The 25,192-nt window shown below is 66.2% G+C and carries 23 protein-coding genes; 7 read left to right on the forward strand and 16 right to left on the reverse strand.

Translation table 11 applies throughout. From position 1 onward, the window contains the following. Positions 1 to 133: 133 nt before the first annotated feature. The 4 genes from G3545_RS06565 to G3545_RS06580 are packed head-to-tail and all read right to left on the reverse strand — an operon-like array spanning position 134 to position 3,942. A complete protein-coding gene (locus tag G3545_RS06565; RefSeq protein ID WP_170010963.1) occupies positions 134 to 931 on the reverse strand; it encodes an ABC transporter permease subunit in 798 nt (265 codons plus the stop codon). A 2-nt stretch (positions 932 to 933) separates the two neighbouring features. Continuing rightward, complete coding sequence (locus tag G3545_RS06570) at positions 934 to 1,788, reverse strand: 2-aminoethylphosphonate ABC transporter permease subunit (RefSeq protein WP_246702718.1); 855 nt, start codon at positions 1,786 to 1,788, stop codon at positions 934 to 936. Then, positions 1,781 to 2,926, reverse strand: coding sequence for an ATP-binding cassette domain-containing protein (locus tag G3545_RS06575; protein WP_170010967.1), 1,146 nt, complete (start codon positions 2,924 to 2,926; stop codon positions 1,781 to 1,783). Before G3545_RS06575 ends, G3545_RS06570 begins: the two co-directional genes overlap by 8 nt. A 2-nt stretch (positions 2,927 to 2,928) precedes the next feature. Continuing rightward, positions 2,929 to 3,942 carry a 2-aminoethylphosphonate ABC transporter substrate-binding protein gene (locus G3545_RS06580; RefSeq protein WP_170010969.1) on the reverse strand — a complete coding sequence of 338 codons (1,014 nt, stop codon included), beginning with the start codon at positions 3,940 to 3,942 and terminating at the stop codon, positions 2,929 to 2,931. A 499-nt stretch (positions 3,943 to 4,441) separates the two neighbouring features. Here G3545_RS06580 and G3545_RS06585 point away from each other — a divergent pair, with 499 nt between their 5' ends. Next, entirely contained in the window at positions 4,442 to 4,747 is a 306-nt protein-coding gene (locus G3545_RS06585) for a hypothetical protein (protein WP_170010971.1), read from the forward strand. Positions 4,748 to 4,824: 77 nt separating this feature from the next. Here G3545_RS06585 and G3545_RS06590 read toward each other — a convergent pair whose 3' ends face one another. The 8 genes from G3545_RS06590 to G3545_RS06625 form a co-directional block, all read right to left on the reverse strand. Further along, positions 4,825 to 8,289, reverse strand: coding sequence for a YhaN family protein (locus G3545_RS06590; RefSeq protein WP_170010973.1), 3,465 nt, complete (start codon positions 8,287 to 8,289; stop codon positions 4,825 to 4,827). Continuing rightward, positions 8,286 to 9,548 carry a DNA repair exonuclease gene (locus G3545_RS06595; protein WP_170010975.1) on the reverse strand — a complete coding sequence of 421 codons (1,263 nt, stop codon included), beginning with the start codon at positions 9,546 to 9,548 and terminating at the stop codon, positions 8,286 to 8,288. The genes G3545_RS06590 and G3545_RS06595 overlap by 4 nt, the downstream gene beginning before the upstream one ends. Before the next feature lie 152 nt (positions 9,549 to 9,700). Further along, entirely contained in the window at positions 9,701 to 10,342 is a 642-nt protein-coding gene (locus G3545_RS06600) for an HD domain-containing protein (RefSeq protein ID WP_170010977.1), read from the reverse strand. Between the two features lie 282 nt (positions 10,343 to 10,624). Continuing rightward, complete coding sequence (frc, locus tag G3545_RS06605) at positions 10,625 to 11,875, reverse strand: formyl-CoA transferase (protein WP_170010979.1); 1,251 nt, start codon at positions 11,873 to 11,875, stop codon at positions 10,625 to 10,627. Positions 11,876 to 12,028: 153 nt separating this feature from the next. Beyond that, complete coding sequence (locus G3545_RS06610) at positions 12,029 to 13,000, reverse strand: GlxA family transcriptional regulator (protein ID WP_170010981.1); 972 nt, start codon at positions 12,998 to 13,000, stop codon at positions 12,029 to 12,031. 154 nt (positions 13,001 to 13,154) lie between these two features. Beyond that, positions 13,155 to 13,550, reverse strand: coding sequence for a DoxX family protein (locus tag G3545_RS06615; RefSeq protein WP_246702869.1), 396 nt, complete (start codon positions 13,548 to 13,550; stop codon positions 13,155 to 13,157). 72 nt (positions 13,551 to 13,622) lie between these two features. Continuing rightward, entirely contained in the window at positions 13,623 to 14,084 is a 462-nt protein-coding gene (locus G3545_RS06620) for a tetratricopeptide repeat protein (protein WP_170011007.1), read from the reverse strand. Positions 14,085 to 14,109: 25 nt separating this feature from the next. Beyond that, complete coding sequence (locus G3545_RS06625; RefSeq protein WP_170011009.1) at positions 14,110 to 15,084, reverse strand: MBL fold metallo-hydrolase; 975 nt, start codon at positions 15,082 to 15,084, stop codon at positions 14,110 to 14,112. 430 nt (positions 15,085 to 15,514) lie between these two features. On the opposite strand from G3545_RS06625, the gene G3545_RS06630 reads away from it, so the two are divergent. The 3 genes from G3545_RS06630 to G3545_RS06640 all read left to right on the forward strand — a co-directional run bounded on the left by G3545_RS06630 (position 15,515) and on the right by G3545_RS06640 (position 17,307). After that, a complete protein-coding gene (locus tag G3545_RS06630; protein ID WP_170011011.1) occupies positions 15,515 to 16,126 on the forward strand; it encodes a sigma-70 family RNA polymerase sigma factor in 612 nt (203 codons plus the stop codon). Continuing rightward, the gene (locus tag G3545_RS06635; protein WP_170011013.1) at positions 16,123 to 16,920 is read left to right on the forward strand and encodes an anti-sigma factor; all 798 of its coding nucleotides are present in this window, start codon (positions 16,123 to 16,125) and stop codon (positions 16,918 to 16,920) included. The genes G3545_RS06630 and G3545_RS06635 overlap by 4 nt, the downstream gene beginning before the upstream one ends. A gap of 87 nt (positions 16,921 to 17,007) precedes the next feature. Continuing rightward, on the forward strand, positions 17,008 to 17,307 hold the full coding sequence (locus G3545_RS06640; RefSeq protein WP_170011015.1) for a hypothetical protein: 300 nt from the start codon (positions 17,008 to 17,010) through the stop codon (positions 17,305 to 17,307). Between the two features lie 71 nt (positions 17,308 to 17,378). Here G3545_RS06640 and argE read toward each other — a convergent pair whose 3' ends face one another. Together argE and G3545_RS06650 are read right to left on the reverse strand one after the other, a co-directional pair. After that, positions 17,379 to 18,560 carry an acetylornithine deacetylase gene (argE, locus tag G3545_RS06645; RefSeq protein WP_170011017.1) on the reverse strand — a complete coding sequence of 394 codons (1,182 nt, stop codon included), beginning with the start codon at positions 18,558 to 18,560 and terminating at the stop codon, positions 17,379 to 17,381. Then, positions 18,557 to 20,023: a 4-hydroxyphenylacetate 3-hydroxylase family protein gene (locus G3545_RS06650; RefSeq protein WP_170011019.1), complete on the reverse strand. Its 1,467-nt coding sequence runs from the start codon at positions 20,021 to 20,023 to the stop codon at positions 18,557 to 18,559. The genes argE and G3545_RS06650 overlap by 4 nt, the downstream gene beginning before the upstream one ends. 754 nt (positions 20,024 to 20,777) lie before the next feature. Here G3545_RS06650 and G3545_RS06655 point away from each other — a divergent pair. From G3545_RS06655 to G3545_RS06665, 3 genes are all read left to right on the forward strand, one after another. After that, positions 20,778 to 21,776: an ABC transporter substrate-binding protein gene (locus tag G3545_RS06655; RefSeq protein WP_170011021.1), complete on the forward strand. Its 999-nt coding sequence runs from the start codon at positions 20,778 to 20,780 to the stop codon at positions 21,774 to 21,776. A gap of 72 nt (positions 21,777 to 21,848) precedes the next feature. Next, positions 21,849 to 22,652 carry an ABC transporter permease gene (locus G3545_RS06660; protein WP_170011024.1) on the forward strand — a complete coding sequence of 268 codons (804 nt, stop codon included), beginning with the start codon at positions 21,849 to 21,851 and terminating at the stop codon, positions 22,650 to 22,652. A 176-nt stretch (positions 22,653 to 22,828) separates the two neighbouring features. Beyond that, entirely contained in the window at positions 22,829 to 23,563 is a 735-nt protein-coding gene (locus tag G3545_RS06665; RefSeq protein WP_246702870.1) for an ABC transporter ATP-binding protein, read from the forward strand. A gap of 215 nt (positions 23,564 to 23,778) precedes the next feature. Here G3545_RS06665 and G3545_RS06670 read toward each other — a convergent pair whose 3' ends face one another. Further along, the gene (locus G3545_RS06670) at positions 23,779 to 24,588 is read right to left on the reverse strand and encodes a xanthine dehydrogenase family protein subunit M (RefSeq protein WP_170011028.1); all 810 of its coding nucleotides are present in this window, start codon (positions 24,586 to 24,588) and stop codon (positions 23,779 to 23,781) included. A gap of 13 nt (positions 24,589 to 24,601) precedes the next feature. Next, positions 24,602 to 25,099 (reverse strand): (2Fe-2S)-binding protein, encoded by a 498-nt coding sequence (locus G3545_RS06675; protein ID WP_170011030.1) that lies wholly within the window; start codon positions 25,097 to 25,099, stop codon positions 24,602 to 24,604. Positions 25,100 to 25,192 lie beyond the last annotated feature (93 nt).

Genomic DNA, 25,192 nt, shown 5'->3' on the forward strand with positions numbered 1-25,192 from the left:
GTCGTAACATATTACCACATCACATCGAGGATAATCTAAAAATATTATGTATACTTTGACCGAATAGCGGTACGGCTAACTTGATGGGACAACATTATTGACATTACGGGGCTTGATAATCTTGGAAGGCGCTCTAGGCCTGAGCAATACGCACCGCCAGTCGCTCCAGAGCCAGCAGTAACAGCACAGTCACCGCCACCAGGATCATGGTGAGCGCGGCACCGGAGAAGATGTCGCCACGATCGGTCAGCGAGAAGATCGAGACCGGCAGCGTCACCCAGCCGGGTGGATAGACCATCACCGTCGCGCCGAGTTCGCCCATGGAGAGCGCGAACGACAGGCCGAACGCGGCGACGAGATAGGGCGCGATGAGCGGCAGCGTCACCCGCCAGAGCCGATAGGCCGGACGCGCGCCGAGGCTGGAGGCGACCTGCTCGAATTCGGGCGAGAGCCGCGACAGGCCGGCCGAGACATTGCCGAAGGTGAAGGCCGAGATCAGCGTGAAATGCGCGATCATCACGATCGCCACCGTGCCGTTCAGCAGCAAGGGCGGCTGGCTGAAGGCGACCAGCAGGCCGAGGCCGACCGACACCGACGGCACCGCGCTGGGAATGAAGAACAGCAGGCCGAGCAGCTTGCTCACGCCCTCGCTCTGGAGTCGCAGCCCCAGCGCCGCCCAGGTGCCACTCACCAGGGCCAATAGCGACGCGGCGAAACCGGTCAAGAGGCTGGCCTTGACGGCATCGAAGGAAGCGCCCGACAGCACGTCGCGATAATGCTCCAGCGTGAAACCGCTCGGCAGCAGGCCGTTCCACTGATGGGCGATGCTGGAGAGAAAGATGACGGCCAGCGGGCAGAGGAACAGCACGCCGAAGATCAGCGCGGCGATGGCCCACAGCGCGACGCGACCCGAGAGCGACCAGACCAGCATCGTCAGCTCCCGAAACGCGCCGCAGCGAAGCGGTACAGGCTGAACAGGCCGAGCGACAGCGCGATGTTCACCACCGCGACGATGCATGCGACCTGGTAGGCGGATTCCTGGATGGCCTTGGAATAGATCAGCAACGGCAAGGTGATGACGCCCTTGGCGCCGATGAACAGCACGATGCCGAACTCATTGACGGTGAGCAGCAGGCAGAGGCTGCCGCCCGCGATCAGGGCCGGCAGCGCCGCCGGCAGGATCACCTGCGCCACGATGCGTGCCGGGCGAGCGCCGAGAATGCTGGCAGCCTCGATCTGGCCGCGGTCGACCAGCGAGAACGCCGCCAGCAAGGGCCTGAGCACGAAGGGCGAATAGACGGTGACCTCGGCGAGGATGACGCCCCAGCGCGAATAGAGGAAATCGACCGGCGGCAGCGGCAGCGCCAGGGCATGCATCAGCGCGCCGTTCAGCACGCCGGCCGAGCCATAGAGGAAGGTGAAGGCCAGCGTGACCAGGAAGGTCGGCAGCGCGATGAAGGTGTCGATCAGCCGCGCGATGAACACGCTGCCCTTGAACGGCACGAAGGCGAGGATCAACGCCAGCACGAAGCCGACCACCAGACAGCCGAGCGTCGCCGAGAGCGAGATGGTGACAGTGTTGATGAGCGCGTTGAAGAAGAAGCGCGACTGGAGCACGCCGAGGAATTCGGCGGCGTTCGGCGCCCCGCCATCATCGAGGAAGGCCTGCCGCACGATCAGGGCCAGCGGGTAGAAGAACAGCAGCGCAAGCAGCGTGGCGGGCGGCAGGATCCACCAGCCGCCGATCCCGGCCCTCGTTCGCGGCGATGTGGCGACGGCCTCAGCCACCGGCATCCTCCGGAACCAGCGAGGTGTCGCCGGGCGCAAAATAGAGCGTCATCGCCGTGCCGGCTTCCGGCAATTCGAGCGGCAGGCGGGTGGCGGCGACGCGCACCACCGTGCCTGCGACGTCGAGCACCAGATGGGTCAACTCGCCCTGCCAGTTCACGTCGCGCAGCGTGCCGACCATGGAATTGGCGTGGTCCCCGTCCGGCGTGAGCGAGAGATGCTGCGGGCGGACGCAGAGCAGCACGGCGTCGCCCGCCTTCTCATCCCGTCCGGCGGCGGTGAGCATGGTCTCGCCCATCCGGACGCGCGCGAAGCCGTTTGATCCCGGTGCTTCGGCTACCGTGACAGGCACCAGATTGGCGCGGCCGAGAAACTCGGCGGTGAAGCGGTTGGGCGGGCGCCGATAGAGTTCGGCGGTCGCGCCGTGGGCGGACACCGCGCCGTCGCGCATGATGGCGATCTTGTCGGCCAGCGTCAGCGCCTCGGTCTGGTCGTGGGTTACATAGAGGATGGTGAGGCCCGGCAGCTCGCGATGCAGCCGTGCGATCTCCTCGACCATGTTGCGGCGGATCTGTGCGTCGAGCGCGGAGAGCGGCTCGTCCAGCAGCAGCACCCGCGGGCGCACCGCCAGGGCACGTGCAATGGCGACGCGCTGCTGCTGGCCGCCGGATAGTTCGCGCGGAAAGCGCCTAGCATAGGCTGACATGCCGACGATGCCCAGCGCATGATCGACCCGCTGGGCGATCAGCCCCTTCTCCGCGCCTTGCGCGCGCAAGCCGAAAGCGACGTTATCTGCCGCCCGCATATGTGGGAACAGCGCGTAGTTCTGCACCACCATGCCCAGCCCGCGCTCATAGGGCGGCAGATTGGTGACGTCGGTGGCGCCGATCAGAATGCGGCCGCTCGCCGGTTTGACGAAGCCGGCGACCGCACGCAGCGCCGTGGTCTTGCCCGAACCCGATGGCCCGATCAGCGCCAGGATCTCGCCCGCCGCCACGTCCAGCGTCAGCGGCTTCAGCACCACATGGCCACGATAGGCGACGCTGACCCGGTCAAAGGCGACATTGGAGCCGGCGCCGCGAACCTCCGCAGCGCCGATATCCGAAGCGTCCGTAGCTACGAGAGCGACAGCCGGCATGGTCAGGAGCCGGTCGCTTCGTTCCAGCGCTTGACGTAGGCGGGCAGCTTCCGCAGCACCTCGTTCCAGTCCGGCTGCCACACGGTCACACCCTGCATGGCGTCATGCAGCCGGGTGAAGTTGGCGTCGGTCGGGGTGACGTCCTTGCGCGCCGGGATGCCGATGGCGATGGAAGAGACGGTCGCCTGCACATCCTTCGAAAGCAGGAAGTCGATCAGCTTCTTGCCGTTGTCGCCGTTCGGCGCGCCGGTCACCAGGCCGATATAGTAGGGCAGTGCGAAGGTCGAGCGGGTGCCATCCGTGCCGGCCGGCCAGAATACCTTGATGTTCGGGTTGTCGGCCATCTGCGACATGTTCATCTGCAGGTCGCCATTGGCGACGAACAGCTCGCCCTTGTTGACGAGCGCGGTCAGCTTGCCGGTGGAGGCCGACGGGCCGACATTGTTGTGCTGCAGCTTCTTGAGGAAATCGAAGCCGGCCTCCTCGCTGCCGAAGGCGTGGATGACCTGCAGCATGACGGCGGTGCCGTCGCCGGCCTGGCCGGGGGTGGAATACTGGATCTTGCCCTTGAACTTCGGATCGAGCAGATCCTTGTAGCTCGCCGGCGCCGCCGACAGCTTGGCGCTGTCATAGATGAAGTTCATGTAATTATTGACGAGCGGCTGGTACATCGGCGCGCCGCCATCGATCTGCGCTGCAGCTTCCGGCGTATAATTCTGCAACAGCCCGTCGGCGGCCGCGCGCTGCACGAAGGGCGGCAGCGTCACCAGCACGTCGGCCTGCGGGTTTGACTTCTCCTTGGCGATGCGTTCGACCACGCCGCCGGAGCCGCCCTCGATGTACTGGACCTTGATCCCGGTCGCCTTGGTGAAGGCGTCGAACTGGGTCTCGTACCAGCTACCCTTGCCGTCATGGAGGCCGTCGGCCGAATAGATGGTCACGACGGAGCTGTCCGCATATGCCGGTACGGCAAGGCTGACGACCAAAGCCGCGGCGGCGGCAAGAGCGCGCTTCATGTCATTTCTCCTACATTCTGCAATGACTTAGGAACAGCTAGGAGAGTTGGACGACGCTCGCGTGACAGCGCGGACGGCCGCGCCGCGGCCCATTTCACGGTGACTTTTGGGCAGTTCCTGTCGCTGACAAGGCGTCGTCGCGCTGCTGTGGCCCAAACGCGAAGCTCCATCGCGCAGAGGGTCAATCAGGCTACAACTTCACGTCGAGGATACCGCAAAGTTTCGCTTGGAGGGGTGTGAAGCCTAATCGATGCAGTCAATCAGGTCATTTACGAAGCACGAAGCGGGTACGCGCGCCTATGGCCAGTTTTACGAAAGATCACGACTTCGGCACTGATTTATACTTTCTATGACTTAGAGAGGTCGGAACGTCAGAGAACGCGCCGAGCAAAGAAAAATTTCAAACTCCGCCTGCCGTCGGATCGCGTCCACTGCGTCGCCCGCCGGGGAATCGCACTCGGCAATGGCTTGGAACTGTTGCCGCAGCTATGCTCAGGTCATGACGACATACCCGAAGATACAGCTTTCCCGACTGCGTGATATCGGCTGGTCGCTTTGGGACCCGATCGGCTTGGCAACGATCAAGGACGCGTGGAAGGACAGTCCGCCTGCCGACGAATATGATAGTTATCTTCTACACGTCGCCAGTCTGTTTCGACAGAAGGCAAGTGAGGAAGAGTGCGTGCGCTACCTAGAGAACATCGAAGTTGATCATATGGGGTTAGAAAGCCGCCACGACACTCGGCTGCGCACGGAGCAAACCGTTCGCGCGATCGGCAAATATCTTGCGTCCCTGCCCGGTTGAACCGCTTGGGTTCAACAACACCGATCAATCCGAGCGACTAAGGAATCGACCTTTTTGTATTCCTGTCATAGTTCGATCTACAGCCGGATTACCCCTACTCCATCGCCCAAGGCCCGCGTGCCCCACTCCACCACATGCTCGTGGTGGGTGAAGACGATCACCTGCGTCACCGCACCGAGTTCCGCCAGCAGGCGCAGCGCGGCTTCGGTGCGAGGCTCGTCGAAGGTCACGAACAGGTCGTCGGCGATGAAGGGCAAGGGGGTGGCGCGGCGGGCATGTTCCTCGATGGCTGCGATGCGCAATGCGAGGAACAGCTGGTCGGCGGTACCTTCCGACAGCGCCTCGACGCCGAGCAACTGGCCGTCCCGCAAGGCGGCCAGCCGCGGTGGGTCCTGGTCATAATCGATGCCGATGCCCTCCCAGCGCCCGCCGGTCAGCGCGGCGAAGGCGTGCGAGGCGCGCTCGACGATGGGGTTCTGGTGCTGCTGGCGGTAGCGCTCGATGGCGGCGCCGAGCAGCCGCGCTGCCACATGATCGCGGGTGAAGCGCTCTACCGCGCCGGCGATCTCGGCCAGCGCGTCCTGCTCGTCCTGCGCCGCGGCGGCCGCGCCCTCGCGCTGGTCCAGTGCCTTCAGCGCGGTCTGCGCCTTTGTATCGCGCTCCACCGCCAGATCGCGCGCCTGCCGTGCTGCGGCGTGGGCGGCGTCCGCCTCGGCGGCGAGACGGGCCAGCGCCTCGTCGTCCCGGTCCGCGATATCGGCGCGGATATCGGCCTCGCTGCGCGAGCCGCGCAGATCAGCCAGCCGTTCGCCAATCTCCTTGAGCCTGGCATCGATCGTCACCGCCTGCTCCAGCCGGTCGAGCAATGGCGGCAAGGGTTCGCGCGCAGCCGCCGGCAACGGCTCGACGAGAATGGCGAGCGCCGCCTCGCCGCGCTCCAGTGCCGCGCGCGCCTGCTCCAGCGCCGCGCGCCGGGTCTCCAGCGCCGTGGCGGCGGCATCGGCCCGTGAACGCGCCTGCCGGGCGGCGTCGAGCCGTGATCGCAGATGCCGCACCGCCTCGAAGGCGTCGCCCTCGGCGGCGAGCCCGGCGCGCTGCTGCGCGTCGCGGACCCGCGCGATGAAATTCGCCTCGTCGCGCTCGATGCCGGCGACGCGGTGCTCCGCGGTGCCGAGCTTCTCGTCGAAGGTGAGCGCCTCGCGCCAGAGGCCGAGCGCCGCCCGCGCCTCCTCGACCGGCGCCCCGGTGCGGATGGCGAGCAGCGGAAACACCGTGGCGGCTTCCTCGGCCACCGCGTGGCGCTCGCGGGCGATCTCGGCGCTGCGGTTGGCGAGATCGGCCTGCTGCTTGCCGAGTCCGCCAAGGTCGCGCTCGCGGTCTCGGGCCTGCTGGAAGCGCGCCTCGCGCTCACCCAGCGCATCGCGCAGTTCCGCCATGCGCATCGGCGCCTCGCCGGCCACCGGCAGGCCGAGATCGGCGCGCAGCCGGGCATAATCCTCGCGCTCGCGGCGCGTCTCCTCGCGCTGGCCCGCAGCCTCGGCCGCCTCCTTGCGTGCCGTCTCGCGGGCGACGCGGATCGTCTCCGCCTCGCGCAACAAGGCGATGGCGCTCTCATCCGCCGGCGGCGCGAGGCGACTTGCCGCCCACAGCTCGCGCCAGGCCGCGCTGGAGCCTTCGTGCCGCGCGTCGGCTTCGGTGAGGCGTAGCTGTGCGGCGTCGATGCGGATCTTCAGCGTGGCAATGTCGCGCTCGGCGCTCGCGAGGTCGGCGAGGCGTTCGGTCTCGCGCAGGCGCTCATCGGCCAGCAGATCGGCGGCACCGAGGGCACGGTCGAGCCCCAAAGCGGCGGCGCGGTCGCCTTCCGCCGGGCCGCGCTCCAGCAGCACCAGCGGACGCACCGCGCCCCATAGCGCGTCGCGTTCGCGGCGGGCGGTCTCGATCGCCGCATCGGTCGGCGCCGGACGGCCGGCATTGATGGCGGCAAGCCGCGTCTCCAGCTGGGCGAGCTGTTCGACGAGGTCGGCATGCGCTTGCCCTTGACGCGTCACCGCTTCAGCGGTCTCCCGCGTGTGCCGCAGGCCGGCTTCCGCTGCGGCGAGCAGCGGAAGCGGCCGCACGGCGAGCGCATCAGCGTCGGCAATGCCGATGGCGAGGCGCGTGGCCCGCTCGGCGAGATCGGTGCGGCTCGCCGCCAGTCGGTGATCGAGACTGCGCAAGGCGCGCTCGCGCGCCTCGGCACCGTCCAGCGCGGCAAGCCGGCGCCGCAGCGAGGCCGGATCCTCGACCGGCGCGTCGGCGCCGCGCCCCTGCTCCAGCTCAGTGCGCCGCGCCGCCAGATTGCGCTCGGCGTCGGCAAGCGTTGCGCTGCGCACCTCGACCGCGGCAAGCCGGTCGACCAGGGCATCGGCGCGCGCCAGCAACGGCGCGCCGGGCAGGCGCTGGCGCAGCGTTTCCACATCGGCAAGGCCGAGGCCGGTAGCGATGCGCACCAGCGCGCCGCGCGCCTCGGTCGCCTCGTTACGGCGATTGGGCAGGCTGCGCAGCTCGGCCTGTACCGCGGCGCGCGCCTCGTCGGAGCTCTCGATCGCCTCAGCGAGGCCAAGGATTTCGTCATCGAGCGCGATGGCGTTGAGCGCTGCCTCGGCGGCGGCGTGTTCGCCGTCGGCCGTGGCGACAGCCGCCCTCGCCTTCTCGATCGCCGCCAGCAGGTCGCGCGCCCGGGCGACGAAGCCGGCCGGCATGGAGGGCACATCGCCCAGCGCCGCACGGGCAGCCAATTGGATATCGAGAGTGCGAAGCTCCCTCGCCGCCCGGCCGAGCGCACGGGCGCGGTCGGCGGCAAGACCGGCATCAGTCTCTGCGCCAACCGCGTGGCCGCGGGCCGCGGCCGCCGCCTCGGCTTCCTCGCGCAGGCGTCTTACTTCGGTGACGCGCACTTCCTGCTCGCTTACCAGGGCATGAGCGGCCTTGCGCCTTTCCATCGCGACATAGAATTCGTGCGAGGCGGTGCGGCGGTCGGGATTGAAGGTCTTGGCCGCCCGTGCCTGGAAATCGTCGCGCAAGCGGGCCACCTGGCCGAGGCCGGGCGCCGCCGCCACCAGCGCCTCGGCGAGATCGCCGCCGCCGGCCAGCAGGCTGCGCCCGCCGGCGCGCAGGCGGGCCTGGTCGAGGCCGAAAATGTCGAGGAAGGCCCGCCGGTCATGCGCGCCGAGGAAGGGCGCGAGGCAGTCATCGTTCAGCGGCGCACCGGTCTCGAGATCGACCAGCGTGGCGGTACGGCGCTTCAGCCGGGCGAAGGCGAGCCCGCGCCCGTCCACTGCCGCGATGCGCGCGGAAATACGCATATCCTTCGATGCATGCAGGAAATCGAAGCGGGATCGCAGCTCGATGCCGTACAGCGCATCGGTCACCGCCGCCAGCGCCGTGGTCTTGCCCGCCTCATTGGCACCCTGGACGATGGTAACGCGCGAGTTTGGGTCGAACTCCAGCACGCGGTCCGTGAAGCGGCCGTAACGGTCGAGGCCGAGGCTGTGGAACCTCATGGCTGAGGCTCGCCGGGTTCGGTCGCAATGCCGCCGAGCGCGGCCAGTACCGCCTGCTGCGCGGAAGCAATTGCAGCTACCGCCACCTGCCCGATATCGGCGGTGTCGTCGCCGAGCAGCTTCAGGGCATCCGCCGGGGCCTTGCCGCGGATCTCGGCCAGCGTGCCGGCGATGTCGTCCCGGAAGCCAGGCTCGGCGGCAATGGCGGCGAGGATCTCGTCGAAGCCGATGGCGGCGGACAAGGCAAAGCCGCGCGGGCCGGTCGTGGCGTTGCGCAGCTTCTCGATCAGCACGTCGTCGCCGACCTCGGCGGCAATGGCCTGCGCGTCCTCGGCCACCTGCCCGGCATTGGCGGAGAGATGGCCGTGGAGCACGGTCTCGCCATGCAGCGTCAGGCGCAGCGCCAGCGGACGGTCGGCGGCCTCGCGGGCGGCCCTGATGGCATCGCGCACCCGCTCCTCGAGCGCGGCCCTGGCCTCGATGCCGGAGAGATCAAGCATGACATGCTCGAAGCGCGCGGCGTCGAGCGTCAGCGCCTCCAATCCGGCGATGCGCCCGTCGGTGACGGTGACCAGCGTGGCGCCCTTCGGGCCGGTCTCGCGGGCGTGGCGGCCCTGGAGATTGCCGGGGAATACGATGGTGCTCCGCCCCGGCACCACCTCGCGCTGGTGGATATGGCCGAGCGCCCAATAATCATAGCCGGCCCGCTCCAGATCCTCGACCGAGCACGGCGCATAGACATCGTGGCCGTCGCGACCGGTGAGCGAGGTGTGCAGGAGGCCGATATTGAAATAGCCGGGCGTTGCCGGCGGATATTCGAGCGCGACATTGTCAGCGACGTGCCGGTTGGCGAAACCGCGCCCGTGCAGTGTCACGCGCAATTCCTCGATCGCGACCGATTCCACCGCGCGCACCGAAAAGCTGCGCACATTGGTCGGCAGCGGCAGGCTCTTGCTGACGACGGATTCGGCGTCGTGATTGCCGCGAATGGTGAAGACCGGGATGTCGGCGCGTGCCAGCCGCCCCATCTGCCGCACGAAGAACTGCCCGGTGGCGTAGTCGCGCCAGTCGCCATCATAGATGTCGCCGGCGATGATCAGGAACGCCACCTGCTCGCTGATCGCCACCGAGACCAGATTCTCCAGCGCCCGGCGCGAGGCCTCGACGAAAGCGCCGGCGATCGCGCCGCGCCGGGCGAGACCGCGCAGCGGGCTGTCGAGATGCAGGTCGGCGGCATGGAGGAATTTGAAGGAGGACATGAGCGGAGCGGTTAGGTCTGGTCGGCGGCGTGCGCCAGTTCAAGGCGCCGATCCGCGGAACGGAATCGGCAAGCGGATATTTGCGCCTTCCGACCAGAACACAATGCGCTCGTCTTCGATATCCCGCCGCGACGGTCAGCGAACAGGGAGTCTCATCCCACCCACGCCGAGCCGCGGATGACGCTGCAGAAATTGCCGCGCTGGAAGGCTGGATCCTTGTCGGCCAGAACGTCCGCCTTCACGTTGCCGAAGGTGGTCTCCGGCTTGTGCTTTATGCCCTCATAGAAGCTCTGGATGATGTCCTCCTTGAAGTGTGGCGTGCGGGGATGGGCGTGAACCACGGCTTCGCGCTCGGCATCGCTGTATTCGCGATAGGTGAGACCGAGCACATCCATCTCGACGCCCGCGGTGACCAGCGCCACCACCGGGTGCATGTGCTGGGGGATGCCGGGCGTGGTGTGCAGGGCGATCGCGGTCCACACCGTGTCGATGTCGGCCTGGGCGATGCCGTGGCTGCGCAGGAAATCCCGCGCGGCATTGGCGCCATCGACCTCGAAGCGCTCGTGCGGGCTGCTGTGCTGGTGCGTCAGCCCCATGTCGTGGAACATGGCGCCGGTATAGAGCAGCTCGGCATCGAACTTCAGGCCGCGGCGCAGCCCGGCCAGCGCGCCAAAATAATAGACCCGGCTGGAGTGGTGGAACAGCAGCGCGGGTTCGGTGTCGCGCACCAACTCTGTGACCGCCCGCGCCAGCCTGCTGTCGGGAATGCTGATGCCGCCTATGCTCGTGGACATGGATGTTCTCCTTCATCTGAGGTGAACGGAGTTTCTGCCGATCCACGATCGCGCTCAATGAAAGCAACGCGTCGGTATCCGCCAATACTGCGTCGATTACGGACATATCGATCACAAGAAAAACGGCGCCAAAACTGGCGCCGCTAATAATCCACCTCATCCTGAGGTGCCGTCGCAGATGGCCTCGAAGGATGCCCACGCAGATGACCGCTCCTCTGCTTCAGCACCCTTCGAGGCTCGCTACGCTCGCACCTCAGGATGAGGTTCAATGGAAGGAAGACCTCACACCGCATTCTCGTCGTGCAGTTCGGCGATTTCCTGCTGGTTATAGCCGAGACCGGTCAGGATCTCGTTGGTGTGCTGGCCGAGCAGCGGCGACGCGGTCACCTCCACATCGAGGTCCGAGAACTTGATCGGGCTGCCGACCGTCAGATAGGTGCCGAGCGTCGGGTGGGCGACCTCGACGATGGTGCCGCTCTTGCGCAACGAGGGATCGTTGGCGATCTCCTTCATCGACAGCACCGGTGCACAGGGGATGTCGAATGTGCGCAATATGTCGATGGCCTCGAACTTGGTCTTGTCGGCCAGCCATTCCTCGATCACCGCGAAGATGTCGAAGATCTTGTCTTGGCGGGCGATCGGCGTGCTGTAGGCCGGATCCTCGATCCACTCCTCGCGGCCCAACGCCTTGCAGACATTCGGCCAGGCCTGGCTCTGGATGGTGAAGTAGATATAGGCGTTGGGATCGGTCTCCCAGCCCTTGCACTTCAGCACCCAGCCGGGCTGGCCGCCGCCGCCGGCATTGCCGCCGCGCGGCACCACATCGCCGAACTCGCCATGGGGATATTGCGGGTACTCCTCAAGATAGCCGACCGCCTCCAGGCGCTGCTGGTCGCGCAGCTTCACCCGGCAGAGGTTCAGCACGGAGTCCTGCATCGAGACCCCCACCTTCTGCCCCTTGCCGGTCTTGTCGCGCTGGTGGAGCGCCGTGAGGATGCCGATGGCGAGGTGCATGCCGGTGTTGCTGTCGCCCAGCGCCGCGCCGCTCACCGTCGGCGGGCCGTCCCAGAAGCCGGTGGTCGAGGCCGCACCGCCCGCGCATTGCGCGACGTTCTCATAGACCTTCAGGTCCTCGTAATGATGGCCGTCGGAGAAGCCCTTCACCGAGGCGACAATCATGCCGGGGTTGAGCTCGCTTATGTGCTCCCAGGTGAAACCCATGCGATCGAGCGCGCCGGGGGCGAAATTCTCCACCAGCACATCTGACTCGCGGATCAGCCGCTCAAGCACCTCTTTGCCCTTGGCGGTCTTGGTGTCGAGCGTGAGCGACTTCTTGTTGGAATTCAGCATGGTGAAATAGAGCGCGTCGACATCCTTCACATGGCGCAGCTGCGTACGGGTGACATCACCGGCGCCAGGACGCTCGACCTTCACCACATCGGCGCCGAACCAGGCGAGCATCTGCGTGCAGGCCGGTCCGGCCTGGACATGGGTGAAGTCGATGATCTTGATGCCTTCGAGCGGCTTGGTCATGGCGTGGCTCCTTGGGATGATTTGGGCTCCTCAACGAGAAGCGGTCGGTCCCAAAATGCGGAGCGTCAGCGCGCGCGCAAGCCGCTGACCAGCCTGGTATTATAGTTTGGCAGCAATGGCTTGCGATTTGGCAGGATCCGACGGACCGCTCGCTCAGCCGACGTTCGCGCCGTGCGAAAAACTCGCCCGATACTGCACCGGAGTGAGGCCGAGCCGCCGCATGAAGACGATGCGCATGCGGTCCGCCGAGCCGAAGCCGCAATCGCGCGCGATCGCCTTCAGCGGCTTGTCGCCCGCCTCCAGCAGATTGCGGGCTACATCGACGCGGGCGAGTTCGATGAACTGGTGCGGCGTGACCCTGGCGGTCTCGACGAACAGGCGGGCGAAGTTGCGCTCGCTCATGCCGGCAACCGATGCGAGTTGCTTCACGCTTATGTTCCTGGCGATGTTGCGAACGATGAAGTCCTGCGCCTTGGCGATGGGCGAGGCATCGTCCGCCACCATGTTCAAGAGCGGGCTGAATTGCGACTGGCCGCCCTGGCGCTGCGCCACCACGACGAGGCGCTTGGCAACCGCCAGGGCGATCTCGGCGCCATGATCCTCGGCGACCAGGGCGAGCGCGAGATCGATGCCGGCGGTGACGCCGGCCGAGGTCACCAGCGCGCCCTCGCGCAGGAAGATGCGGTCGCGCTCGATGCTCGCCTGTGGGAAGCGGTTCGCCAGCGCCTCGGCATTCTGCCAGTGCGTGGTGGCGCGCTTGCCGTCCAGCAGCCCGGCATGGCCGAGCGCAAAAGCCCCGGTGCAGATCGAGCCGAAGCACCCTGCCCGCTCGGCCTCGCGCCTCAGCCAATCCGACAGCCCTGCGCTGGGCGCGGCCTCGGGCAGCAGCGGACCGCCGGCGACGAACACCATGTCGAATGGACCTTCGGCCGTCTCCAGCGTGCAGTCTGGGACGATGCGCATTCCGTTGGAGGCGCGGAACGGCCCGGCCTCGGTGCCGACCACCACCACCTCATAGCCCTGCCCGTCCGGGAGAAAGCCGTTGGCCTCGGAAAACACGTCCAGCGGGCCGGCGACATCGAGCGCCTGCACCCCGGGAAACACGATGATCGCGACGGTTCTCATGGGGAAGGCAGATAGGGACAGCGCGGCCGGCAAGGCAAGAGGTGGCGGCAAGGGCGAGGATTGAATGGAGAGCGGTCGGGGCCTGTCGAACGAGAGCGGGATGGACCGCTTCGAAACCCCGACCGCTCAGGTCGCTGCCTCCGGCAGCCAGGGCTCATCTTCGCCCCAGATGCCGATCCAGCGACCATCCGCCAGGCCCGTGAACCATCAGCGCGAACATGCCGCCGGCGATGGCGAGGTCCTTCTCGAAATGCAGCAGTTCGTTCCGAACACCGAAATTGGTGTGGAACAGCACGGCGGTGGCGAGGCAGAAGCCACCGAGTGCAGCGGCGCCGAGGCGCGTATAGCCGCCGGTCAGGATGGCGAGCCCGGCCACCAGTTGCAGGGCGATGGTCGCCAGGAAGAGCGCGGCGGGTATGCCGAGCGCTGCCGCCGTCGCCGCGAAATTGCCGGCAGCGAGGAGGACTGCGGCCTCATGGAGGAAGATCGTGGACAGCAGCACGCGCGCGGCGAGCAATACGCCGTCCTCAAGGACGCGCGGCACGGCCATAGCCACGATCAGTTGGAGGATATGGAGGCGGGCCACGGCGCCCGCCTCCGCGTATCGGTTTCTCATGGCCGGTCAATTGCCCGCTTTGGCCGCGATCGCCTGTGCGAGGTCTTCGCGTTCCTCGCAGCCGGCCGGGCAGAGCTTCTCCAGCGCGGCGAGTTGCTCCTTGGCCTTGTCGATATGGCCGGTCTCGATGAAGAGTTCGCCGAGATATTCGCGCGCCGCCTTGTGGTCCGGCTGCAGCTCCAGCGCCTTGTTGTAATAGGTCAGCGAGGTCGTGGTATCGCCGGTCTTGCGCAGCGTGAAGCCGAGAAGATTATAGACGTCGGCCTGCTGGGTATCCTCGGCGAGGTCGCGCAACTCGGCCAAAGCCGCCTTGTAGTCCTTGGCCTTGATCTTGGCGCGCACCGAGGTGAGGTCGACCTCGTCGCTCGACGTCATGTTGTCGACCGCGAAGGCGGGAACGCTCAGGGCGAGCACCGCGGCGCAACCGAAGGCGGCGGCGAGGCCGCGCAGATGGGACGGCTTCTTCATGGGATGTTCCTTTCTCGGTGAGCGTTCAGGACTGGACGACAGGGGTGAAGGCGTAGGCGTTGCCGTCCTTGACGAAGGTGCCGGCGCCGGGGAACGGGAAATGCGCGCCGCAGATCGCGATTCTGTCGGCGATGACGCGGTCGACGAGCGCGCGCCGGGCGGTGATGGCGGTGGGCCCATCCTGGTCGTAGGTGCCCTGCCATTCCGGGTGCGGCGCGAGCAGAGCCGGCACATACATGGTGTCGTTGGACACCATGAGCTGGTCCTTGCCGGAGGTGACGAGGAAGGCGGAATGGCCGGGTGTGTGGCCGAACGCCTCGACGATACGCACGCCGGGCGCGACCTCGGCATCCTTGCCGACCAGCTTCCAGTTCTTCCAGGTCGGGAACACCTCGGCGATGCGCTTGCCGGCGGCGCGGCGGCCTTCGGGAAGCTTCTCGACCCGACCCGGATCGGTCCACCAATTATATTCGGTGGCGTTGACCACCAGCTCGGCGTTCGGGAAGACCGCCGCGTTGGTCCCCTTTTCCATCAGCCCCCAGACATGGTCCGGGTGAAAATGCGAGACGAGGATGGTGTTGATCTGGTCGCGATCGATGCCGGCGGCGCGCATATTGGCCGGCAGATGGGTGGCGTTGGCCTGCCACTGGCCGACGCCCGAGCCGGCATCGACCATGATGTACTTGCCGCCGATCTTCAGCACGATCACCGTCAGTGGGATCGGCATGAATTCGGTGGTGAGGCCCGCCTTCGCCAGCGCCGCCTTGGTCTCGTCGACCGTGGCGTTCTTGATGAAAGTGGGATCATGAGGCTTGCGCCAGATACCGTCATAGACCGCGGTCACCTCGATATCGCCAACCTTGTACCTGTAGAAGCCGACGGTCGGCTCCAGTGGTGTCTCCGCAAATGCGGGCGGGACGAATTCCAGAGGTTTGCCAAGGCCCAAGGCAGCCATAGCGGTGGCCGCACCGAGTACGGTGCGGCGTGACATGATGAACATTTCCAGCTCTCCCAAGATCAAGGCGATCGTTTGAGCGGGGTGTGGTGCATGGACGAATGCCCCCGCTGTGGGAGAGACCGGAGGCGGCGCGGATATATTCTCGGATCCCCGAAAATTATTTTGGGACGGCGAATTTTTCCGGAAACGGGAATAAAACTGCGCGTCGGACTGTCTGTGCTGGTTGGCTGCGGTATCTGCCGCGCCGCTCCGTCCGCGTGCGAAACCGATCATCGATCGGACGCGCCGGAGGGGAACTGAAGCGCCACGCATCCGGGGGCACGTGATGAGCCGCGCAATGGCTTCGACGAACGCGATCGGTCTGGGCATCCTGTTCGGACCCGCGCGAGGATTTTCATTCCGCGCATTCGCCAGACAATTGATGGGATTGCCGTCAGCGCCCGCGCGACGCGGCGCCGGTGTGGCGATCCTGATGAGCAAGGTGGAGTCGCGCCTGTTCGCAAGCTCGACGAGCCGGCAGGAGACCATCACCGGTCCGGCGGTCGACGAGCTGGCGCAGCGCTTCCGGCAATCGGTGCTGCCGGAACTCGACGCCGCCTACAGTTTCGCGCGCTTTCTCTGCAAGGACGGCGATGCGGCGCACGACATCGTGCAGGACGCCTTCGTCAAGGCGTTCCGCGCCTATGGCGGTTTCAAGGGCGGCGATGTCCGCGCCTGGGTCTTCGCCATCGTGCGCAATTGCTATCGCGACTGGATGATGGCCAAGCGGCGAGTAACGCGCTTCGAAGTGACCTCAATCCACGAAGATGACGAATCTCCTCTCGATGCCATCGCCTCGGAGGCGGACACTCCGGAGACCAGCCTGCTGCGCAAGACCGAGGCCGAGGCGGTGCGCACGGTGCTCATGGCGCTGCCGCGGCCGCTCCGCGAAATCCTGGTGCTGCGCGAGATCGAGGATCTGTCCTATCGCGACATTGCCGAGATCACCACGTTGCCGATCGGCACGGTGATGTCGCGCCTTGCCCGGGCACGCCGCGAATTCGCCAAGTCCTGGTCGTCCGACCCGGCGGAGGCGCGGGCATGAAGACTTTATCCGATGCCGCCTGCACCGAACGCTCGCTGATGCTGCATGGCTTCATCGATGGCGAGCTCGATGCCGCGCATTCCCTCGAATTCGAGCAGCATCTCGCGGCATGCCCGCAATGTGCCGCCGAGGTCGCGAAATATCGCGCGATGAAAAGAGTGATCGGCAAGTCCGATGTGCGCTGGCGCGCCACCGACGCCCTGCGGGCGCAGGTCCTCGCGGCGGTCGAGCGGGAGGCGAGCGCGGGCCGGGCGGCTTATCCCGCGCCATGGCAGGCGCAGCCGGCGCCGCGGCGCTTCGACCTCTACGCCTTCATCCGCCAATGGAGCTTCGTGCCGACCTTGGCGGCGTTGGCGGCCATGCTGTTCCTGGTAGTGTTGCCGGGGCAGCACCAGGGCACTCTCGAAGACGAATTGCTGGCGAGCCATATACGATCGCTTCAGGTCGACCATCTCACCGATGTCGCGACCTCGGACCAGCACACGGTGAAACCGTGGTTCAACGGCAAGATCGACTTCGCGCCGCCCGTGGTCGATCTCGCCTCCAGCGGCTTCCCGCTGGTCGGCGGACGCGTCGACTATGTTGGCGGGCGCGTCGTCGCGGCGCTGGTGTATCGGCGCCACGGCCACATCATCAATGTCTTCATCTGGCCGGCGCCGCCCGGGGACGCCACGACCGCCATGCGCGACGGCTATAATTTGGCCAACTGGTCAAACGACGGGCTGGCGTTCTGGGCGGTCACCGACGCCAGCGCCGACGACCTCGCGAAGTTCCGCGCGGCCTTCGACAAATAGCGCTTCCGCACTCCACGGCACGCTTGCCAGCTCAGCGGGCGCGCATCTCTGCGCCTGTGCGACGGCGATCCCATCATCGAGGTTCACATGTCCTACGACCCGCACGACTTCATCATCGAATGGCGCGACATCGGCGCCGGCTGCCTGTTGTTCGGAATGGCGCTCATCGGCTTGTCCGCGCTGGGAGCCCCCCGAGAAGAAGACTACGACGCGCCGTCCGTGCATCAGACGGCGAGCGCTCCCTACGTGCCATGTTCCGAACAGCCGCCCTTCTCGTGTACGCCATTGCATGCGGGGCGGCCGACGCCGGAAGATCGTTTGTCGCTCTATACGGAGAGGGACGCAGATGAGGACTGCGGCTCCGGGGAGGTCGGCGCCTATCTATGAGGCGGCTTGCGCCGCAGCGGCGCATTACCGCTTGATGAAGTGATTCACATTCCGCCGACAAAGACTTGCAATTATTGCGGAACCTGGCTTGCCCGATCCGCCAGGCGCTGCATCATGCGGCCGGCGGCGGCGAGTTCATCGAGGCCGATCCACTCGTCGGCCTTATGGGCACGGGAGATGTCGCCGGGGCCGCAGACCACGGTGGGAATGCCGGCTTCGGCATAAAGTCCCGCCTCGGTGCCGAAGGCGAGCGTCAAGGGCGGTGCGTCGCTCGCCGCGAGTTCGCGCGCCGCCCCGACGGCGGCGCTGTCAGCGGGGGTATCGAGGCTGGGATAGGCGCTGATCTCTTCCACGCGCACATCCGCCTCGGCCGCCTGTTCGCGGATGCGACGGCGCGCACGCTGCAGTATGGCGTCGATACGGGCGATGACGTCCGCGGCATCGGTGCCGGGCAGCGTGCGCACCTCGAATTCGAGCACGGCGCGGTCGGGTACCAGGTTCAGCGCGCCGCCGCCATGCAGCGAGCCGACATGCACGCTGGACCAGGGCGGATCGAACGCCTCATTGCTGACGACACGCAGTTCGGCGCCGAGCGCGGCGAGGTCGCAGGCGATGGCGGCGGCGGCTTCCACGGCGTTCGCCGCGCGGTGCGGCAAAGCGGAGTGGCCGCCGCGGCCCAGCACGGTCACGCGCCGCGCCAGCTTGCCCTTGTGCGCATAGGCCACGCGCATGCCGGTCGGCTCGCCGACGATGCAGAGCGAGGGACGCATTGGCAGCGCCGCGACGGCAGCCACCAGATCGGGCGCGCCGGCGCAGCCGATCTCCTCGTCATAGGAGAGGGCCAGATGCACCGGCATGGCGCGGGCTGAAGCCGCGAAGACGGGAACATAAGCCAGCACGCTGGCAACGAAGCCCTTCATGTCGCTGGAGCCGCGACCATACAGCCGGCCGTCGCGCAGCGTGGCCGCGAAGGGCGGGCTCGACCAGTCCTGCCCCTCGACCGGGACGACATCGGTGTGCGCGGAGAGCACAATGCCGGGCCGCTCGACCGGGCCGATGGTGGCGAGGATGGAAGCCTTGTCGCCGGCGGCGTTCGGGATCAGGCGGTACGGCACGCCCGCCTTTCGGAGCAGCGCGCCGATATAATCGACAATGTCGAGATTGGAGCGATGGCTGACGCTCTCGAAGGCGATGAGATCGCCCAGGATCGCGGTGATATCCGGCGAAGTCTCCTTGCCTTCGAGCCTCGTCATCGTCCGCCCTTCACCTTGTCGGAAAGGATCTTGTCCGAGAGCCCTGCGGACTTGCGGACGAAGTCGAGCGGGCCCTCGAAGTCGAAGCTGTTATAGACCGCGGCCAGGTGATTGAAGTGCGGCGCCTGCGCGAACTGCACGAAGGTCAGCCGGTGCCCGGCATAGTCGGAGTTGAGCAGGTCGCGGGCGAACGCCAGCAGCTTGCGGCGGTCCTCCGCCTCCCACTGGTCGTTCAGCGTGTAGAACTTCTTCAGCCAGTCGCCCGAACCCTCGGCGTTGAAGGCGGCGGCGTTCGGCGTGACGCAGATCTGCCCGCCGCACAGTTCGCGGGCGATATGCATCATCGCCGGCAGGTTGGCGCAGGCATGCACCCGCCCGGCATAGAGCATCGACTGGTGCGGCATCAAAAGCCCGCCGGGGCTCTTCTGCGCCATCGCGATCGAGGCGGTCAGGTGGGCGTTGATGCCTTCGCGGTAGCAGACGAGGTCCGCCAGTTTCTCGCGGACCGACTGCAGCTTGTCGAGACCGGTCTGCCTGGCGTTCCACATCGCCGCGCCGATCATCATGTCGGCGACATAGAGCAGGCGCTGCACATAGGGAAACGCCGAATAGCGGTGCAGCGTGCCGCGCACATGCTGCGCCGCCTTGGTGTGGCGGTAGAAGAAGATGTCCTCCCAGGGGATCAGCACATTGTCGAAGATCACCATCGCCTCGACCTCGTCGAAGCGGTTGGCCAGCGGATAGTCGGCCGGGTCGCTCCTGCCGGCAAAGCCGGAGCGGCAGATGTGCTTCACCCCCGGCGCGCCCATCTTCACGATGCCGCCGACCGCATAGTCCGACAGCGTCTCGTTGGTCCAGGCGCCGACGGTCGGCTTCAGGAAGGCCTGGTCGGCATAGGCCGCGGCGGTCTCGTACTTGGCACCGCGGATGACGATGCCGGCATCGGTCTCCTTGACTACATGGACCATCATGTCCGGGTCCTGGTCCTGCGGGGCGCGCGAGCGGTCGCCCTTCGGATCGGTGTTGGCGGAGACGTGGAAGATGTCGTTGTCGAGGATGCTGGCGACGTGGCGGTCGACATTGTCGGCAAAGCGCGGGTCGTACTCGGCCAGCACGTCGCGGCCATCGATCAGCGACCAGACCTCGCCGATGGTCTCGTCGCCGACCCTCGTGACGACGCCGCCAATGTCCTTCATCACCGCATCGACCGCCTCGACCTTGTCGGTCCAGTCGCTGGTCTCGCGGGGCGGCTTGTAGAAGATGGTGTTGCGCTCATTGTCGGCGACATAAGTGAGGCGGTCCTGATAGGCAGCCTCGTGGGCCATGTCGTAGATCCGCGCCCGCACATCGACGATCGGCTTGAAGGCGGGGTGCCGGGTGACGTCGGCGACGCGCTCGCCATCGATCCAGACCTCGCGGCCATCGCGCAGCCCCTGCCGATACTCATCACCCGTGCGGATCATCCTGCCCATCCTTTCTCGTGATCAAATCTTGTGCGAGAGCCGACGGGGTCGGTAAAATATTATTAGCTGTTGCTGCGGATAGTTTTTTCGGTGAACGGCGGAAAAGCGGACACAGAACGACCTCAGCCTGCCCGACCGAAAACGTCTGGTACGATCGTCATCCTCGGCCTTGTGCCGGGGACCTCGATTCCGGACAGCGCGTCAGACGCCGAGATGGCCGGCACAAGGCCGGCCATGACGCGGGAATTGGCCGCTTGACCGGCGCGGCATTGCCCCGCCGCTCCGGAAGGCACGCCCGCTGGATAGGCAATCCTGAAGCTGGGCAACAATTAAATGTATTTTTGAATCCATCCCGGCCGCGCAAGTCTCTCGCCCGGCGGCGACCGGCATTTGGTCGACCGGACGTGTGAATGAAGCCGTGGCGCTGATTGGCGCCGGCGGTGCTTCTTCATGAATCGGCGTAATGAGCGCCGCAACTTCCAATAAAACAAAGCATCGTCGGTCGCCTTGCGGCATGCGCCTAAAGAAGTGGCGCCCGGCGACAAATCTAGCCCCCTGCCCTCGTCAGTTTTCAGGCTGGCCGCGCCTTGGCATAGCAATTGCTTTTAATTGGCGGGTGGAGCCGACCTGCAGCTCCGCCCCGCGGGATAACCCCCGAACACATCGGTGAAGGTCGGGCCTTCATCTGTTCGTGGACCATCGAAGATGTCTGCGCCTGCACGACCGATAGAGGCATGATCCAAGGATAAAGACGATGCTCAATAAAGTTCTCGGCCGGCGCGTCGCCGGACTGGTCTGCGGCACGGTGATGGCGGCCATGATTGCGCCCCTTGCCACCTCGTCCGCCTTCGCCGGCAAGATCTCGATCGGCCACACCATCTGGGTCGGCTACGGCCCGCTCTATCTGGCCCGCGAGCTCGGCTACTTCAAGGAAAACGGCGTCGATGTCGACTTCCAGGTGGTGGATGATTCCGCGCTCGCCATGGCGGCGCAGGCCGCCGGCAAGCTCGACGGCACTGCCACCACGGTCGACGAGATCCTGAAGTACCGCTCCGACAATTTCTGCTTCAAGGCGGTCGCGGTGTTCGATGAAAGCCATGGCGGCGACGGCATGGTCTCGCTCGACAGCATCAAGGGCCTGCCCGACCTCAAGGGCAAGACCGTGGCGCTGAACGAGGGCTCCACCTCGCAGTTCTGGTTCTCCTATCTGCTCAAGAAGCAGGGCATCCCGCTCAAGGATGTCACCGTGCTGAACATGAGCGCGGACGCCGCCGCCGCCGCCTTCATCGCCGGTCAGGTCCCAGTCGCCGTGACCTGGGAGCCGAACCTGACGCTGGTGAAGACCAAGAAGGTCGGCAAGGTGCTGATGGACAGCGCCGCCACCCCGGGCGTGATCGTCGACGTGCTGGAGATCTCCTGCAAGGTGCTGGAAGAGCGGCCGAACGACGTGAAGGGCTTCGTCGCCGCGCTGCAGAAGGCGGTCGACTACATCAAGACCAACCCCGACAAGGCCTACGCCATCATGGCCAAGGGCGTCGGCGGTTATCTCAAGGAGCCCAAGGACTTCGCCGACGCCGCCTCGGGCGTGAAGTTCTACGACAAGCCGATGACGATCTCCTATCTCGGCACCAAGGAGAAGCCGGGCCAGATCGCCGACGTGATCAAGCTCGGCAATGAAATCTGGTCCGACCTCGGCAAGATGAAGACCACGATCGACTACCACGCCGTGATCGATCCCGGCTTCACCCAGTGATCCATCCCTGAGCCGAACATTCCGGGCGCGGGCCTGCCTGCGCCCGGACCTCTCAGACCTTCAGGTTGTTGAATGGCGCGCAAACGTTCCCTGATCGATCTCTGCCTGACCCCCAAGGCCGATGTGCCGGGCTCGCTCAAATTCGTCATATCCGCCGCGGTGTGGCTCACGGTGATCGCGGTGTGGTCGCTGCTGACCTATGGCGGCTTCATGCAGGATATCTTCCTGCCTTCTCCCTCCGCCGTGACCGGTGCGTTCTTCCGCCTGCTGGGTGATGGCACGCTCGCCGAGCACATCTGGGCCAGCCTCCAGGTGGTGGTGATCGGGTTCGTCATCTCGTCGATCATCGCGGTGCCGCTCGGCCTGCTGATGGGCACGTTCCGGGTCGTGCAGGCCGGGCTCGAGCCGCTGGTGAACTTCATCCGCTATCTGCCGGTTACCTCTTTCGTACCGCTGTTCATCCTGTGGATCGGCATCGGCATCGAGCAGCGCATCGCCGTCATCTTCTTCGGCACCTTCTTCCAGCAACTGGTGATGATCGCCGATGTCTCGCGCGGCGTGTCGAAGGACCTCCTGAACGCCTCCTACACGCTCGGCGCCAGCCGGCGGGACGCGCTGCTGCATGTGCTGACCCCGGCGGCGCTGCCCGGCATCATCGACACGCTGCGCATCACCATGGGCTGGGCCTGGACCTATCTGGTGGTCGCCGAACTCGTCGCCGCCTCCTCGGGCCTCGGCTATATCAGCATGAAGGCGATGCGCGGCTTCCAGGTCGACGTGATCTTCCTCGCCATCGCGGTCATCGGCCTGCTCGGCCTGTTCACCGACCTGATCTTCCGGGTGATCCGCATGAAAATGGTCGGCTGGGCGCAGTGACGCCCGGTGCCGAGCATGTCGGGCACGAGGCCCTTCCTCCAGATGATGAAAACGGCTCGATGAACGTTGCAGCAGCCCTGAAGTCCGTCATTCCCCTCGACGCTGCGGTCGATGCTCATGGCAGGATCGACACACCGCCGCGCCTGCGCATCAAGGATGTGCGGCTCGAATACCAGATGCCGAGCGGCAAGACCGTGGCCGCCATCGATCGCATCTCGATCGACGTCCCCGACAATGAGTTCGCCGTTATTGTCGGCCCCTCGGGCTGCGGCAAGTCGAGCCTGCTCTATCTGGTCGCCGGCCTCGCCGAGCCGACCGAGGGCGACATATTGCTCGGCGACAGCGTGGTCGACGGGCCCGGCGCCGATCGCGGCATGGTGTTCCAGTCCTACACGCTGTTCCCGTGGCTAACCGTGCGCGAGAATGTCGAGTTCGGCCTCAAGCGCCGCAAGGTGGCGCCGCAGGAGCGCGAGGACATCGTCAACCGCTACCTCAACGAAACCGGCCTCGCCGCCTTCCACGATGCCTATCCCAAGCAATTGTCCGGCGGCATGATGCAACGCGTGGCGATTGCCCGAGCCCTCGCCAATGATCCCAAGATCCTCTTGATGGACGAACCGTTCGGCGCGCTCGACAGCCAGACCCGCTCCAGCATGCAGAAGCTGCTGCTGAGGGTGTGGGAACAGCACCAGAAGACCGTGCTGTTCGTCACCCACGACATCGACGAGGCCATCCTGCTCGGCGACCGCATCTATGTGATGACCGCGCGCCCCGGCCGGCTGAAGCAGGAGATCAAGGTGCCGATCGCCCGCCCGCGCTCGCTCGACATGGTGATGGACCCCGAGTTCATCGCCGTGAAACGCCGGATCCTCGACCTGCTGCGCAACGAGATCAAGGACGACGAGCATTGAATTTGCTGTTGTCGTAACTGCCGCTTGCTACGTTGCAGCACCCTCTCCCCGTCGGGGGAGAGCGATGGGGTGAGGGGTCTTGCTCCGCAATCGCGCTCCCCCTCACCGACCCGCTTCGCGGGCCACCTCTCCCGTCAAAGTCGGATGCATCCGACTTTGACCGCTTGGAATGCAGAACTCGGCAACAGCCGAGTTCTGTGGGGGAGAGGGGTTGATTAGCCAACCTCTCCGAGGAGCCTCTCCACCGCCCGCCGCGCCATAACCGCCGCGAGATGCGCGCGATAAGCGCCGGTGCCGTGGATATCGGCGATCATGTCGTGGGCCGGCAAAGCGAGCCCGACGAGCGCCTCCACAGTGAAGTCGGTCTCCAGCGCTGCCTCGGCTTCGCTCCAGCGGAACACGCCGCCCTGCGCAGCACCGGTGACGGCTACCCGCACCCTGCCCTCTCCCCGCGCCACGAAGACGCCGGCCATGGCGTAGCGCGAGGCGGGATTGGGGAATTTCTCATAGGCGCCACGCGCACCCACCGGGAACGCGACGGCGGTGACGATCTCGCCCGGCTCCAGCGCGGTTTCGAACAGACCGAGGAAGAAATCTTCCGCCGCGATGTGCCGGCGGTCGGTCTCGACCGTGGCGTCGAGCGCAAGCAGCGCGGCCGGGTAGTCGGCCGACGGGTCGTTATTGGCGATGGAGCCGCCGAGCGTGCCGCGATGGCGCACCGCGGGATCGCCGATCAGCCCGGCAAGCTCGGCCAGCGCCGGGATCGCTTCCCGCACAACCTTTGAGGCAGCGACATCGGCGTGCCGAACCATGGCGCCGATGCGCAGGACGTCAGCTTCGCGCACGATGTCGCGCAACGCCGGGACGCCCGCGAGATCGATCAGGTCGCTGGGGCTGGCCAGCCGCTGCTTCAGCGTCGGGATGAGTGTCTGCCCGCCGGCAAGCAACCGCGCATCCTCCCCCGCACTCGCCAGCGCCAGCGCGGCCTCAAGGCTTTCCGGGCGGTGATAGTTGAAACTGAACATGGCGCGCTCCCGCTCACTCGGCCGCATGCGACGTGGCGGACGCATCGCCCATGGCGCGCGCGCCGCTGATGATGGCGGTGACGATGTTGTGGTAGCCGGTGCAGCGGCAGATATTGCCCTCCAGTTCGCTGCGCACCGTCGCTACCTCCAGTTCGGTACCGTGCCGGCGGGAGATGTCGATGCCGGCCATGATCATGCCCGGCGTGCAGAAGCCGCATTGCAGGCCGTGATGCTCGCGAAAGGCTTCCTGCATCGGATGGAGCTGCGCCAGCGTGCCGACGCCTTCGATCGTCAGGATCCGCGCGCCCTCGGCCTGGACCGCGAGTACCGCGCAGGCCTTCACCGCTTCGCCATCCATATGGACCGTGCAGGCGCCGCACTGGCTGGTGTCGCAGCCGACATGGGTGCCGGTCAGGCGCAATTCCTCGCGCAGGAAATCGACCAGCAGCATGCGTATGTCGATCTCGGCGGTGACGGCAGCGCCGTTCACCGTCATGGATAGGAGAGGCATGGCGCGTTCCCGGTCGCGAGTTCATTCTTGCGGCGCCTCGACGCCGGCTACCCCATCCAGCAACCGGCGTGCCATCACACCGCCGAGCGGAGC

Origin of the sequence: Starkeya sp. ORNL1, from assembly GCF_012971745.1 — a bacterium.
GTDB lineage: Bacteria > Pseudomonadota > Alphaproteobacteria > Rhizobiales > Xanthobacteraceae > Ancylobacter.